The following is a 13,585-nucleotide window of genomic DNA, read 5'->3' on the forward strand; positions in this document are numbered from 1 at the left end:
CCCGGATCACGTGGTCCTGCGCCGCCACTGCGGTCCGACCAGGGCCCACTCCTGGCCCCACTGGTCGTAGTGCCGCCGGTCGAGCCGCCACCGCAGGGCGCGTCCGGCCGCGAACGTCACACCGCCGAAGGCGAACGCGGCCCCGGTGCCCGCAAAGACTGCCTCGAAGGCTGCCCCGGTGGCGGTCGGCGGCTCCTTCGTGAGCTTTCCGTCAGTGTCCGTCCAGACCAGGACCCTCGCGCCGGCCTTCTGCCCGGCGTCCACCTGGGCCCGGCCGGTTTGCGGGGTGCCGTCCGACGCCCTCCAGCGGACCTCCGCGCCAACGCGGCCGTCGGTCGACACGCCGGCTCCCGCCGGTACAGCCCGGGTGGTGCTCTCGAGGAGCACGGCCCGCACCGTGTGGCGCTCGGCGCGCAGGCGCGCCAGGGACTCGTCGGTGGCATGGGCCGCCAGCGCGCCGACGAGGGCGCCGCCCAGCGCCATGACCGTCCACACGGCCAGCACGATCCATGCCTCGACGATGTCGTCGTGCCGGCGCAGCGGATTGCTCCGCCACCGCCACATCAGCCTCTTCGTACGCTTCGTACGCTGTGCCTTGCGCATCGGACCGCACCTCCCATCGGCATCACTGTCCCGAGGGTGACACCCGGTCACGGGCCACGGCAGGGGCCGACCAGACGGCATCGCGGGGCCGTTCGGGACCCACTTGCCTGCGGCCCTGGGCCGTTCGGCGCGGGCCCGGCAGGGGGATGGCCGGGCTCCGTGCCGGGCGCGTCCGGCTTGATAGGTCCCCGGTGGGGGACCACCGGCCCTACGCCGCACCGCCCCAGGGGGCGCAGGCCCAAAGGACGGCAGCGCCGTTGTGGCGCCGGTCCGGGAGGAGGACATCATGCGATCCGCGACCCTTGACGCCTCGACCTTGGAAGCCTGCATCGGCCGCGGCGGCCGCGCCCTCGGTCTGCAACACGCAGCCGTGGCGCTACCGGCTGGCCCCCGAGATCCTCACCCTTCAGGTGCGCGCGGTCCCGGGTGGAGCGCACCCGCGCGATCTGCGCCTGCGGGCCCTCCAGCAGTTCATCCGGCCGCAGCTGAGGCGCCGCCGCCCCGGTGCCACGCGTAGCGCGCCCGTGTCCTCTGTGTTTCCTTTGGGATGGGACTGCCACCGATCTGGTGCCGGGGTCACGGACCGGGCCTGTGCAGCGGCGAGGGATACCTGCCGGACGTGCTGCTCGGAAATGCGGACGGATTCCCGACGGTGGATGCTGGTCAGGCGGGTGCCTGAGCACTCCACGGGCTCGCCCAGCCCCCCGCGCCCCGCGGGTCTGGCCAGGGCAGCAAGCGGCGCGGCGGCGTGCCCACGTGGTGGTCGTCACCGCGGGCCTCGAGATCCGCAGCCGCTGCCGGGTTCCCAGGCCCGTGTGACTCCTGCGGCATTTTCGATGCGGGAAGCCTGTCCGCCATACCCCGACGTCGTGCCACCAAGGAGGTACCGGCCATGGAAGCAGTCGTCACCGCGGGCCTCGACGGGTCCCCGGAGAGTCTGTCCGCCGCACGCTGGGCGGCAGATGAGGCTGTGCGGCGCGGGCTCCCGCTGCGCCTTATCCACGCGTGGGTCCCGCCTGCGTCCGCGGCGGCGGACATCCCGGCCCAGGACACGCAACGCCACTGGGCACACCGCATCCTGCGTGATGCGGAGAGTGAACTGCGTGAGCTCCACCCCGGCCTGCCCCTCACCACGGAACTGGCCTCGCAGGATGCCACCGCCGCGCTGCTCACTGCCGGGGCAGCCTCCGAGATGCTGGTACTCGGCTCACGAGGCATCGGCCCGGTCAAGGGCTTCTTCCTCGGCGACATCGGTCTGCATGTGGTGGCACGAGCCGACCGGCCCGTCGTCCTGGTCCGCGCGAGCGAGCAGCACGACGAGCAGGCATCCTGTGCTGAGGCCACCGGTGTGGTCGTGGGACTGAGCCTGCGCCGGCGGTGCGAGGAGGTGCTGGAGTTCGCCTTCGGTGCCGCTGCCCGGCGCGGTGCCACGCTGCGTGCCGTCCACTGCAGGACTCTGCCGGTCCCGGCCTCCAGTCTGTGGTCCTCGAGCCCCGAGACCGCCGAAGCCGTCGCGAGAGCGGTGGGCCAGGAACTGGGCACGGCGCTGCGCCCGTGGCAGGAAAAGTTCCCCGATGTGCGGGTCATCGATGAGGTCATGTTCGACAGCGCCGCACGGGCCATGGCGAGCGTGGCGCCAGGATCCGCCCTCCTGGTCGTGGGCCGCCGACGGGACCGCCCCGCCCTGGCACCGGGCATCGGTCCAGTGACCCACGCCGCCATCCACCACGCGCCATGCCCGGTCGCTGTCGTCACTCACCACTGAGCTGGCCTGTGCCGTCCACGTGACCTCGCCCGCGACAAACACCATGGTCCCTGCCACATCACGGGCAGGGGACACACCGTGCGTGGGCCCCTGTCGCTGGGAAGCCCGCCGACCACCCCAGACCCGCGCACGTGGCTGTCGGGATAACCCGACGGAGGTACCCCAAGGCGATCGCCGGACCTGAGCGATGGCCGTGCGCCCGACGCCCGGCCTGTCAGGCGAGAGAGTGTGGTGTCCGCCGCCCCGCCCGCATGGCCGGCGGGCCCCACGTGACCGACGGGGCGCGGGGCGCGGGGCGCGGGTCAGTCTTCGCGCCAGGCCAGTTTGATCAGCACGTTCTTGGCCTCCTCGGCGACCTCGGTGTCGGCGACCACGTCGTAGCGGGCGGCCACGATCTGGCTGCGGGAGGAGAAGTCGCGATGGCCGCCGCTGAGGGCATGACCGGCGAAACCGAAGAGCGCGCCGAAGAGCGCGCCGTAGGCCAGCCCGCTCAGCATCAGAACCAGGACATGGTGGTTGCCCGCGGCGAACACCGACAACAACAGCCCGACCAGCAGCCCGAACCAGGCGCCGGTGCCGGCCCCCGCCAGGGCGGCCCGGCCGCGGGTGAGCCGGCCGAGCACGGTCTCCACCATGCGCAGGTCCGAACCGATGATCGCGGTGCGTTCCACCGGGAATTTACTGTCGGACAGAAAATCGACCGCGCGCTGGGCGCCGGCGTAGGCCGGGTACGAGCCGACGACCGGACGGCCGACCGCCTCGGTGGACGGGTGCTGAGTCATCGAAGGACTCCCTTCGTCATAGAGCAGCCTGCGCCCGTGCCCCGTCCCGTGCAACGGACACCGCGGGGCGCGCGGGGCGCAACGGCAGGGTGGCGACGCCGAGGATGGACGCAGAACGTGGGCCCAACCGGGCGGCCGGCCGCCGAACAATGACTCTGCCCGGCGGTGCCCGGCTGGCTTCATCGAGCCTGCTCCTCGGGCGCCGACCGGAACAGGGCCCGACCGGCCCCCCGGCGTGGGCTACTGGTCCCTACCCTTGCTGGGTATCGCGGGTCGAGGATGGTCCCAGGCCGAGCGTGCGACCCGTGCCTTTCACCGGCCGCAGGGGGCCGGGTGCGCCAGGGCCGAGGTTGCGGCCCAGGCAACGGCGCCGGAGCCTGAAGGTGTCTGCCACCTGGCGTGGCCTGGCTGATCGCTCACCGACATCGCGAGAGGAGGCGGGCCGCCATGAGCAGCATCGCTCACCGCATCGCCGCCCTGTTCCGGATCAAGGCGAACAAAGCCCTGGACAAGGCGGAGGACCCGCGGGAGGTCCTTGACTACTCCTACACCCAGCAGCAGGAGATGCTGCAGAAGGTACGGCGTGGCGTGGCGGACGTGGCGACCAGCCGTAAACGCATCGAGCTGCAGATCAGCCAGTTGCAGCAGTCCGGCGGCAAGCTGGAGGGACAGGCCCAGCAGGCGCTCGCCGTCGGGCGTGAGGATCTGGCCCGCGAGGCGCTGACCCGCCGTACGAGCGTGGCCTCCCAGGTCACCGATCTGCAGGGCCAGCAGGCGTCGCTCAAGGAGCAGGAGGAGAAACTCACCCTGGCCTCGCAACGCCTGGAGGCGAAGGTGGATGCGTTCCGTACCCGCAAGGAGACCATCAAGGCCACCTACACCGCGGCCGAGGCCCAGACCCGTATCACCGAGGCCGTCACCGGCATCGGCGAGGAGATGGGCGATGTCGGGCTGGCCATGCAACGTGCCCAGGACAAGACCGAGCAGATGCAGGCCCGCGCCGGCGCGCTGGACGAACTGATCGCCTCCGGTGCGCTCGAGGACGCCACCCTGCCGGCCGGCCGTGACGACATCCAGGCCGAGCTCGAGGCCGTCGCCTCGGGCCAGGACGTGGAGATCGAGCTGGCCCGGATGAAGGCGCAGTTGCCGGCGGCTTCCGCCCCGGCGGCGGTGGAGGGCCCGCAACCCCCTAAGAGCCCGCCGGACCAGGAGGCGACATCATGATCATGCGGATTCTCGGCGAGGGCCAGTACGAGATCGCCGAACAGCACCTGACCCGGCTCAACCAACTGGACTCCGCCCTGCAGTCGGCCGCCGACGCAGGCGACGAGACCGGGTTCGCCACCGCCCTGTCAGCCCTGCTGGACGCGGTACGCAGCCTCGGCACACCACTGCCGGACGAGACGATCACGCCCTCCGACCTGGTGCTGCCCGACGAGGACACCAGCCTCACGCAGGTGCGCGAACTGCTCGCCGACGACGGCCTGATCCCGGGGCGATGACGATGCGCAGCCGCTTCGAGCCCGACCGGCAGCTGACCGCCCGCATGGCGGTCACGATGTTCCTGCTCGGGCTGGTGTACGTGGCGTTCATCGCCGCGCTGATCGTGCTGCTCAAGTCCGTCGTCGTGGTGGTCGTCATCGCCGCCGGGCTGCTGGGCGCACAGTTCTGGTTCTCCGACCGGATCGCCCTGTACGCCATGCACGGCCACCTCGTCACAGCAGAGGAACAGCCCGAGCTGCACGGCGTCATCGACCGGCTGTGCGCCACCGCGGACATGCCCAAACCCCGGGTGGCCATCTCGGAGATGGACCTGCCCAACGCGTTCGCCACCGGCCGCAACGCCGACCACGCCGTCGTCTGCGTCACCACCGGGCTCCAGCGCCGCCTGACGACCGAGGAACTCGAAGGCGTCCTCGCCCACGAGCTCTCCCATGTCGCGCACCGTGACGTCGCGGTGATCACCATCGCCTCGTTCCTGGGCGTGATCGCCGGGCTCATCGTCCGCTTCGCCTTCTACTCCCAGCTGTTCGGCGGACGCAACGACCGCGACCAGAACACCGCCGCCCTGCTCGCGATCGTCATGGGAGTCTCCGCGCTCGTCTACGCCCTCAGCTTCCTGCTGATCCGGGCGCTGTCCCGCTATCGCGAACTGGCCGCCGACCGCGCCGCGGCCATGCTCACCGGGAAACCCTCCGTACTGGCCTCGGCGCTGACCAAAGTCAGCGGCGACATCGCCCGTATCCCGACCAAGGATCTGCGCACCGCCCAGGCGTTCAACGCGTTCTTCTTCACCCCCGCCCTCGGGCCCGGCACGGCGGTGGCCAACATGTTCTCCACCCACCCCAGCCTGGAACGCCGCATCGAGGCGCTCGCGGAGATCTCCGTCGAGCTGGGCGAGACGGGTGGCCAGTCGTCGTCATGAGAAGGAGCTGATACCTCGTGGGTTTCCTGGACGCCCTGCTCGGCCGGAGCAAACCGGTTCGGCCAGACCTGGATCAACTCTTCGGCCTGCCCTCGGCGGCGATCACCCTCCAGGCGGCCATCGGCTTCACCCCGACCGGCCAGGGCGCGGTGTGCTTCGCCGCCATCGAGGGAGGGGCATTCGCCCAAGTCCAGCAGGAGGTAACGGCCCTCCTGGACGCGGACTCCGAACGGGCCGGCGTACCGGTGGAGTTCAGCCGTGACTCCTACGGATACTCATGGCTGCTCTCCCGTCGCGACCCCGGCAACCTGCCCGCCCTCGTGAGCGACCTGCACGCCGTGAACACCGCCCTGCAGGACAGCGGCTTCGGTCCCCAGCTCCTCTGCTCCCTGGCTGCCTTCCACGACGCCGAGCTACGCCCCCTCGCGCTGGTCTACCTCTACAAACGCGGCGCCTTCTACCCCTTCGCGCCGCTGCCCGGCCACAAACGCGACAACCCGCTCGAACTCCAGGTCAAGGCCACGGTCAAGGACGACCTGCGCATCGAACAGGACCTGACCCGCTGGTTCCCGCTCTGGGGCGCCCCCGGCCTGTGACCTGCCCCGCTCCGCGCGCGCAGCCCGCTGCGACCCCCCTGTCCGTATTCGGCCGAAGGTCTCCTTCGGCACCTCACAAGGACACCCCCGGTCGAGGGTGTCCTGATCCCATGACCGGCCCATGTCCGCGCACGACCAGAGAGCACAGCACAGAGGTCGGGACCCGGACCTGGCCTACCGGGCCGTGACCGGGGGTTCCGGGGGTTCGGTGTGCTGCGTCGCGGAGCGCAGCACGTACGGGACGCTGGTGAACATGACGCCGGGCATGAACAGCAGCCGCGCCTTGAGCCGCAGCGCGCTCTGGTTGTGCAGGATCTGCTCCCACCACCGTCCGAGCACGTGTTCCAGGATGAAGACGGTGACCACGTCGCGCGGGGTGTCCAGGCGGCGTCGGCGCAGGTAGTCCAGTACCAGGCGGGTGATCTCGCGGAAGGGGGATTCGAGCACCACCAGCGGTACGTCCAGACGGTGAGCGTCCCATGCCTTCGCCAGCGCACGCGTCTCGTCCGGGTCGACGCTGACAGTGACGGCCTCGATGCTGCTGGGGTGAGTGGAGGTGGCGTAGCCGACGGCGCGCAGCGTGGGCGCGTGCACCGTGGACACCAGGACGACGGCGTGGTTGCGGGACGGCGGCCTGGGGCCGGCGTCCGGGGCCACCTTGAGTTCCTCGGCGACGCTGTCGTCGTGCCGGCGTACGGCCTTCATCAGCAGGAAGAGGACCGGCATGGCGATGGTGACGCACGGTCTCCGTGGCCGGCCCGGGCGAGCATGCCGGTCAGCAAGTCCGCGACGGCGGCCGTCATGACGCCGACTGACGCCGACCCGTCGGAGTGGTCGTTCGCGTTCCCGCCACAGGCGACCTCGGTCAGGCGGACGTGTCCGAGGGCGCGTACCTCCGCGGGGTTGATCCCGGCGGAGAAGGCGGGCGCGGCCGACCAGGCGAGCACCGGGGTGACGAGGAAGCCGGACTCCGGCAGGGCGAACGCCGGCAACGCGCCGATGACCTGGACCGAGTCCGGGTCCAGACCGGTTTCCTCGTGCGCCTCACGCAGCGCCGTGGCGGCCGGTCCCGCATCGCGCGGGTCGGCGGCCCCGCCGGGATAAACGAGCCGGCCCGGGTAGTCGCCCAGGTCCCCGGTCCGCTCGGTGAGCAGCACCCGGGGGCCGGTGCCGCCGTCGGTGAGCAGCACGAGCACGGCCGACGGCCGCAGCGGAACCTGCTCCGGCGCGGTGGCACCCGATGCCGGGAAGGCCAGGAGATGCGCCGTCAGCGGGGCCAGCCAGCCTGGCTCGTCCGGCCGCCGTGGTGCGGGCGCGGTGGCCTGCGTCCCGTGCTGGGCGGTTTCGCGCGCGGTGGGGCCGGCCGGGTCGTCCAGCCAGCCGATCTGACCGGAGCCGACAGTGAGCAGGGCGACTCCCGGACCGGGGTCCGACGTGTGGACCAGGCGGGTCTGCCGGGCGAAGCCGGGGTGTCCGAACAGGGCGCGCGCGGGGCCGCGAGCCGCCCCGAGAGCGTCCGGCCACTGGCCGGGGTTGTTGGCGACGGCAACCAGGGCCTGCCGGGCCCCCACCAGGTGGGCCGCGGGGCCGCCGAACGCGGTCAGCGACTCGCTCATCGCGGGCACCAGCACCAGGTTCGCCCCGGCCTCGGCCAGCGTGTGAACGGCCTCTGGATTGAGCAGGTCCCGGCAGATGGCGATCACCAGGTGCCAGCCGTCGGCCAGGACGTAGACGCGTTGCTCGGGCCATCCCTGGGGGCGGATGTCCTCGACCACCGGTCGGTCGGCGGGCGAGTGCTTGTCGTGCAGCAGCGGCTGGTCGTGGCCCCTCACCCAGGCCAGGGCGGTGTTGCGCCGGCGCCTGCCCGTGGGCTCGCCGCCGGGTGGGTCCTGGTGGTGGTAGCTGCCCGTGACCAGCAGCCGGGGCCCGTCCGGCCGCTGCACCCAGGCCCGCAACCGCCTGGCCAAGGACTCGGTGACCGACAGCTCGGGCAGCACCACGATGGCGGCCCTGGCCGCGGCGGCCCGGCCGATGAGCCGGTCGATCTGCCGGTACTGCCGCGCCGGGTTCGCCGGACGCACCGGGAACGTCCGTCCTTCGGCGTCCTTGGGCAGCTCCAGTTCCTCCATGGCGCGGTTGGGGTGGCAGGTGGCCACCACGGTCTCGGCAGTGACCAGACCGGACAGGACGTCGTACAGGCTGTAGTCGAAGACCACGCGGAACTGGACCGCCCAGTCACCGGCCAGCCGCACATGCCGCGTCTCGTCCAGCCGGTTGGCCAGCCGCCACGGCGGCGCGGTCGGCGGCATCCGCGTCACCCCGCGCAGATCGGGAGCGTCCAGCGGGATCGGGTCCCCCACGCCCGGCCGGTACGGGCTGCGCCGGCGGAACGATGCGGTGAAGGAGTCGGCGAAGTGCTCGTCCAGGAGTTCGGCCAGCGCGCGGGCGACCGCCACCGCGGGCACGCCCTCGACCGCCACCAGCGCATCCGCCAGCGCCCGTCCCAGAGCGGGATCCACGGTCGTGGTTCCGGCGCGCGCCGCCAGCATCCCCGCCAGCGGCTCCAGGGCGGCGGTCACCCGGTGCCGGCAGTCAGGGTCGCCGATGCGTTCCCACAGCTCGGCGTGCTGGTCACGGCACAGGTGCAGCAGGTGGGTGAGCGCCACCAGCGGCTCCGCCTCGCGGGCGAGCGCCGCCCGGACGGCCTCCAGCCTGTCCTGCGGCGTGGCCAGTGCGGCCACACACGGCGCGCACGCCGACGCCGTCCGCTCACCTGCGCCGCAGCCCGCGGTGGCGCTGTCCAGGCTGCCGCTGGGGCCCGTATCGGTGTCATGGAGCACTTGGGCGCCCGGCGCCATGGCGGGGCTGTGTTGTGGGCACATCTCAGACCACCTCCCGACCCACGCTGCCGCGAGGGGAGCTTGGCCCGACAGGGCCGGACGGTTCCCTTGACGCGGGACCTTCGGCCCCCGCCCCTCCCCCGGACAGGCCCGGGCCGGCCATACGCTGTTCTGGGCCGGCCGAACCGGCTCCTCGTACACCGGGTCGGCGTCGAGGCCGTTGTGGGAACGGCCGTCAGAGTCCGTGTGCGCTGGCCGTCGTCCTCGGTGTGGCACCCCGTTTCCTGCTCGACGTCATCGAGCCGGCCTCCCGCTCCGTCCTGGAGCTGCTCGCCCGATGACCGACGGCGACGCCCGCCACGGACCGGCCCCGCCGACCACCACTGCGAAGGCGCGGCGGCCCCAGTGGCAGGTGTGGTCCTGGTGGGCCGACTCGGGCGCCGTTGTCGCGCTTGCCGTGGCGGGAGCCGTCACACGCCGCGGTGAACTGGTCGGCACCTCCCACCTGCTCACCCATGTGAGCCTCCCGAAACTGGCGGTGGCCCTGGCGTTCGAGGCGGCCTCGTTCGTCTCCCTCGCCGCCCTCCAGCGGTGGCTGCTGCGCGGGGCACCGGCACGGCCGGGCCTGGGGACCATGACCGGGCTCGCGCTGGCCGCCAATGCCATGGCCGGCGCGCTCCCGGGCGGCAGCGCCCTGTCCGTCGCGTGGGCGATCCGCCAGCTGCATCGACGGGACATCGGCCTGGCGCTCGCCGCCGCCGTGCTGGTCGTCGCCGGAGCCCTGTCGGCCCTTGCCCTCGCGCTTCTCCTGGTGCTCGGCGCGCTGGCGGCCGATCCCGGCGGACCGGGCGCGGGGCTGCGGACCGTGGTGCTCGCGGTGGCCGCCGCGCTTGCCGCCACGGTCGCAGCGGCCGTCTTCCTCAGCCGGTCACCGGGTCTGCGCCGCGCGATGTGGCGTGCGGGGCGCCGCGTCACCGTCCGATGGCGAGCCGGGAAACGGCTCGGCAGCCTCCTTGCCGACGTTGTCCGCCAGGCCGAGACCATCCAGCCCGGGCTGCGCGGCTGGGCTCGCCCCTACGGGCTCGCTTTGCTGAACTGGGTCTGTGACGCCGTCGCCCTGACCGCCGCCCTGTGGGCCCTGGGCATCGGGGTGCCCTGGCGGGGCACCCTCATCGCCTACGGGCTGACCCAGATCTCCATCAGCCTGCGCCTGACCCCCGGCAGCCTGGGCATCGCCTCGGCCGGCCTGATCTCCCTGCTCGTCGTCCAGGGGCTCCGTGCCGACCAGGCGATCGCCGCCGCGCTCGTGTACCGCGTCGTCAGCTTCTGGGCCGCCCAGCCGATCGGCTGGGCCTGCTGGCTCCGCCTCACGCTCCACACCCGGCGCCGGCGAGACGGGGGCGGAACGGGCGGAGTCAGGAACCAGGGCCGTTGGGCCCAATGCTAAGGCCATTAGTACCCATGCGGGGCTGCCCTACGTGGAGGAGAGTGGAGTTCACAGGGAACTGGTCACACAAGACCCAGGGAGCCGGAGATGAAACCGAAAGTTCTCACAGGCGCCGTGATCGCGGTCGTCGCCGCTGTCCTGCTGCTCTGGCTCGGCGTCCCGCCGCTCGCGCTCGTCCTTTTCGCCCTCGTGGTGGCGTGCCTGTTCAGCATGGCCTTCATGCACGGGGGCCACGGGGGCCACGGCGGGCACGGCAGGGGGTCGCACGAGCGAGGGAAGGAGACAGGCCCGGACCACCGGCATGACGGCCATGGCGGGACCGGACTGACGAAGAAGGGCCCGCACCAGCACTGAGCGTCACGCACGCCGGGATACCCGCCTCGACCCACGAAGAAAGGACGGGACATCCCGCACTTGGGCTCTGCCGACATGAGGTGCCCCACCGTGGAATTACCCAGTGCGCAGGGCGACCCACGGCGTTGTACGACCTGCTGCACGGCAACCGAGAGGCCCCCGGCATCACCACGCAGCCGGAAGGCTGAAGAGCAGGCTAGGGGTGCGGGCGCAGTGGCAGTACGAGGGTGAAGCTCGCGCCCTGTCCTCGCCCTCGCGAGGAGGCGGTCACGTCTCCGCCGTGCCCGCGCGCGATTCCCCGGGCGATCGTCAGGCCGACGCCCGAGCCGGAGGAGCGGCGGGGCCGGCCGGGTGCACGATAGAAACGCTCGAACACGCGCTCGATGTCCTCCTCGGCCAGCCCCACGCCGGTGTCGGTCACGGCGACCTCGCCGCGGTTTCCGGAGCGGCGGGCGGTGATCGTGACGGTGCCGCCGGCGGGTGTCGCGAGCAGGGCGTTACCCAGCAGGTTGGTCAGGACCTGGGTGATCCGGTCCGGATCGGCGTGCACCGGCACGACCGTGTCGGTGTCGAAGACCAGCGTGACGTGTGCGTCGTCGAACTGGGGCGAGAGCCGAGCAGCGGCGTGCCGGGCCAGCTCCGCCAGGTCGGCGTCGGCCAGGGCGAGGTCGAGGCGCTGCTCCTGGGCGCGGGACAGGCCGGAGAGGTCGTCGGCGAGCCGGTGCAGGCGGCGCAGTTCCTCGCTGAGTGAGGCCAGGGTGTCCGGGCTCGCGGTGAACACTCCGTCGATCAGTCCTTCGACGTAGCCGTCGAGGGCGGTCAGCGGGGTCCGCATCTCGTGGGCGACGTCGCCGAGCAGCCGTGTGCGCCGTGTCTCGGTGTCGGCCAGGGCATGTCCGAGGCTGTTGACATCGGTTGCCAGCGCGGCGAGTTCCGGCTCGGACGGAAGCGGGACATCGACCTCGTACCGTCCGGTGGCGATCTGCCGCGTTGCGGTGCGCACGGCATCCAGAGGGCGCAGCAGACGGCGGGTGGCGAACGCCGCGAGGACTCCGGCGGTGGCGACAGAGGCCAGGACGCCCACGAGGAGGGCGGTGTCGAGCGCGGTCTGGAAGGCGGCGTGCACCTGTGCCCCCGTCGCCGGGCCCGTGCCGTGCATGTCGCCGCTCATCATCCCCATGCGCTGGTCGAACAGGTGCGGGGCGAGCAGCCGGACCGTCACATAGGCCACGATGGCGCCGACCACGGCCACGGCGGTGTGGGAGGCGAACAGCCGCAGGGGCAGACGCGCCTTCATCGCGGCCGGCCCACGAACTTGTAGCCCGCGCCCCGAATCGTGGCGATCAGGTGCGGATCGCTCGCGTCGTCACCCAGCCGCGCGCGCAGACTGCGGATGTGGACGTCGACGACGCGCTCGTCGCCGTAGAAGTCGTAACCCCATACCCGCTCCAGCAGTTGGGCGCGTGAGAAGACCCGGCCCGGGGAGCCGGCCAGTGCGGCGAGCAGGTCGAACTCCAGGCTCGACAGTGCCACTGGCTTCCCTTCCGCCGTCACCTCGCGGCCGGCCGGGTCGATGGTCAGGCCGTCGAAGTGCAGCGGGGCGTCCTGGCCGGCGTGCGCTCCCCGGCCGCGGCGCAGCACCGCCTTCACCCGGGCCGTGACCTCACGTGGGCTGAACGGCTTGGTCACGTAGTCGTCCGCGCCCACGCCGAGTCCGACGAGCTTGTCGACCTCCTCCGCCTTCGCCGTGACCAGGACGACGTACGTGTCACTGAAGCCGCGCAGCTGCCGCAGCACCTCCAGCCCGTCGATCCCCGGCAGCATCACGTCCAGCAGCACCAGGTCGGGCGGATCGCCGCGGACCGCGGCGAGCGCGGCCTCCCCGTCGGCGGCCTCCGTCACCCGGAAACCGTCCGCCTCCAGATAGCCGCGCAGGACCGTTCGGATGTGCGGCTCGTCGTCGACCACCAGCACCCGCTGCATGGGCTCACCCCTCAGACGACACTTGGGCCAGGCAGCACCGTACGTGCGGACGTCTGCCCGAGTTCCACGGCTCGCCCGCGCTGTCGGGTGCCCGGCCTTGTCGGTCCTGCCGGGCACCCGCGAGGGACTGATGTCACATTCCGCCCATCCCCATCCCCATGCCCATGCCCATCGAGCGGTGGCCCGCACCGGACGCATGGGCGGTGTCCACCATCATGTCGATGTGGCTCTTGGCCTGTGCGAGGATCGTCTTCCTCTGTTCGGCCGTCAGCGTGGTGTTGTCGTCGAGCTCGCTCTTGACCGCCGCGATCATCGCGTCCTTGAGTCCGGACACCGACTTGCCCTGGGCCTTGGCGATGTCCGCGAGCGACTTGCCCTCGTGCATCTGGTTCTGCAGGTCGGTGCGGCTCAGGCCGAGGTACTTCGCCGCGGCGTCCATCGGTGCGTGTTCGTCGAACGCCATGCCGTGCATGCCGCCGCCGCACATGTGGGTCGGCGAGGCGGATGCCGTGCTCGCGGCGGGCGACGCTCCTGCCGTGCCGGTCGCCGCCTGCGCGATGCCGACACCTCCGGCGAGTGCTCCGGCAACCCCGAGCGCCACCAGTCCCCGCGTCAGATCCTTTCGGTTCAGCTTCATCCTTCTCGACCTCCTGAGTCGTGTTCCGGCGTGTGCCGGGCAGGTTCATTCGGTGGGCTCGGCCTCGGCGTCTGTACGCCGGTCGAGGCCCGATGTCCCTGGTAACAAGCATCCGAGCGGCATGTGAAGCACGGGCCGGTGCACGCATGAAGC

General features: G+C 72.0%; 14 protein-coding genes. 7 read left to right on the forward strand and 7 right to left on the reverse strand.

Going from position 1 to position 13,585, the window contains the following annotated elements; genetic code table 11:
* Positions 1 to 6: 6 nt before the first annotated feature.
* The gene (locus AOQ37_RS03745) at positions 7 to 603 is read right to left on the reverse strand and encodes an Rv1733c family protein (protein ID WP_062641017.1); all 597 of its coding nucleotides are present in this window, start codon (positions 601 to 603) and stop codon (positions 7 to 9) included.
* Between the two features lie 892 nt (positions 604 to 1,495).
* Between AOQ37_RS03745 and AOQ37_RS03750 the strand changes: the two genes are divergently transcribed.
* Entirely contained in the window at positions 1,496 to 2,368 is an 873-nt protein-coding gene (locus AOQ37_RS03750; protein ID WP_062641019.1) for a universal stress protein, read from the forward strand.
* 302 nt (positions 2,369 to 2,670) lie between these two features.
* Here the strand turns inward: AOQ37_RS03750 and AOQ37_RS03755 are convergent, their stop codons facing one another.
* Positions 2,671 to 3,150, reverse strand: coding sequence for a general stress protein (locus AOQ37_RS03755; protein WP_062641021.1), 480 nt, complete (start codon positions 3,148 to 3,150; stop codon positions 2,671 to 2,673).
* Positions 3,151 to 3,597: 447 nt separating this feature from the next.
* Here AOQ37_RS03755 and AOQ37_RS03760 point away from each other — a divergent pair, with 447 nt between their 5' ends.
* The 4 genes from AOQ37_RS03760 to pspAB are packed head-to-tail and all read left to right on the forward strand — an operon-like array spanning position 3,598 to position 6,171.
* Positions 3,598 to 4,374, forward strand: a complete 777-nt coding sequence (locus AOQ37_RS03760; protein WP_062641023.1) for a PspA/IM30 family protein — start codon at positions 3,598 to 3,600, stop codon at positions 4,372 to 4,374.
* Complete coding sequence (pspAA, locus tag AOQ37_RS03765; RefSeq protein WP_062641025.1) at positions 4,371 to 4,652, forward strand: PspA-associated protein PspAA; 282 nt, start codon at positions 4,371 to 4,373, stop codon at positions 4,650 to 4,652. Before AOQ37_RS03760 ends, pspAA begins: the two co-directional genes overlap by 4 nt.
* A gap of 2 nt (positions 4,653 to 4,654) precedes the next feature.
* Positions 4,655 to 5,575, forward strand: a complete 921-nt coding sequence (gene htpX, locus AOQ37_RS03770) for a zinc metalloprotease HtpX (protein ID WP_062641027.1) — start codon at positions 4,655 to 4,657, stop codon at positions 5,573 to 5,575.
* Positions 5,576 to 5,592: 17 nt separating this feature from the next.
* Positions 5,593 to 6,171: a PspA-associated protein PspAB gene (gene pspAB, locus AOQ37_RS03775; RefSeq protein WP_062641028.1), complete on the forward strand. Its 579-nt coding sequence runs from the start codon at positions 5,593 to 5,595 to the stop codon at positions 6,169 to 6,171.
* A gap of 174 nt (positions 6,172 to 6,345) precedes the next feature.
* On the opposite strand, the gene AOQ37_RS39570 is transcribed toward pspAB, so the two are convergent.
* Both AOQ37_RS39570 and AOQ37_RS41080 read right to left on the reverse strand, forming a co-directional pair.
* The gene (locus tag AOQ37_RS39570; RefSeq protein ID WP_062641030.1) at positions 6,346 to 6,897 is read right to left on the reverse strand and encodes a hypothetical protein; all 552 of its coding nucleotides are present in this window, start codon (positions 6,895 to 6,897) and stop codon (positions 6,346 to 6,348) included.
* A complete protein-coding gene (locus AOQ37_RS41080) occupies positions 6,876 to 9,053 on the reverse strand; it encodes an NUDIX domain-containing protein (protein WP_234436783.1) in 2,178 nt (725 codons plus the stop codon). The genes AOQ37_RS39570 and AOQ37_RS41080 overlap by 22 nt, the downstream gene beginning before the upstream one ends.
* Before the next feature lie 295 nt (positions 9,054 to 9,348).
* Between AOQ37_RS41080 and AOQ37_RS03790 the strand changes: the two genes are divergently transcribed.
* A complete protein-coding gene (locus AOQ37_RS03790; RefSeq protein ID WP_063781106.1) occupies positions 9,349 to 10,458 on the forward strand; it encodes a lysylphosphatidylglycerol synthase transmembrane domain-containing protein in 1,110 nt (369 codons plus the stop codon).
* A gap of 87 nt (positions 10,459 to 10,545) precedes the next feature.
* A complete protein-coding gene (locus AOQ37_RS03795) occupies positions 10,546 to 10,812 on the forward strand; it encodes a DUF2933 domain-containing protein (RefSeq protein WP_078889966.1) in 267 nt (88 codons plus the stop codon).
* Positions 10,813 to 11,008: 196 nt separating this feature from the next.
* Here AOQ37_RS03795 and AOQ37_RS03800 read toward each other — a convergent pair whose 3' ends face one another.
* The 3 genes from AOQ37_RS03800 to AOQ37_RS39575 form a co-directional block, all read right to left on the reverse strand.
* Positions 11,009 to 12,109, reverse strand: coding sequence for a sensor histidine kinase (locus AOQ37_RS03800; protein ID WP_062641035.1), 1,101 nt, complete (start codon positions 12,107 to 12,109; stop codon positions 11,009 to 11,011).
* Complete coding sequence (locus tag AOQ37_RS03805) at positions 12,106 to 12,795, reverse strand: response regulator (RefSeq protein WP_062641037.1); 690 nt, start codon at positions 12,793 to 12,795, stop codon at positions 12,106 to 12,108. The genes AOQ37_RS03800 and AOQ37_RS03805 overlap by 4 nt, the downstream gene beginning before the upstream one ends.
* A 133-nt stretch (positions 12,796 to 12,928) precedes the next feature.
* The gene (locus AOQ37_RS39575) at positions 12,929 to 13,432 is read right to left on the reverse strand and encodes a hypothetical protein (RefSeq protein WP_062641039.1); all 504 of its coding nucleotides are present in this window, start codon (positions 13,430 to 13,432) and stop codon (positions 12,929 to 12,931) included.
* Positions 13,433 to 13,585: the final 153 nt, after the last annotated feature.

The organism is Streptomyces maremycinicus, assembly GCF_001184025.1.
GTDB lineage: Bacteria > Actinomycetota > Actinomycetes > Streptomycetales > Streptomycetaceae > Streptomyces > Streptomyces maremycinicus.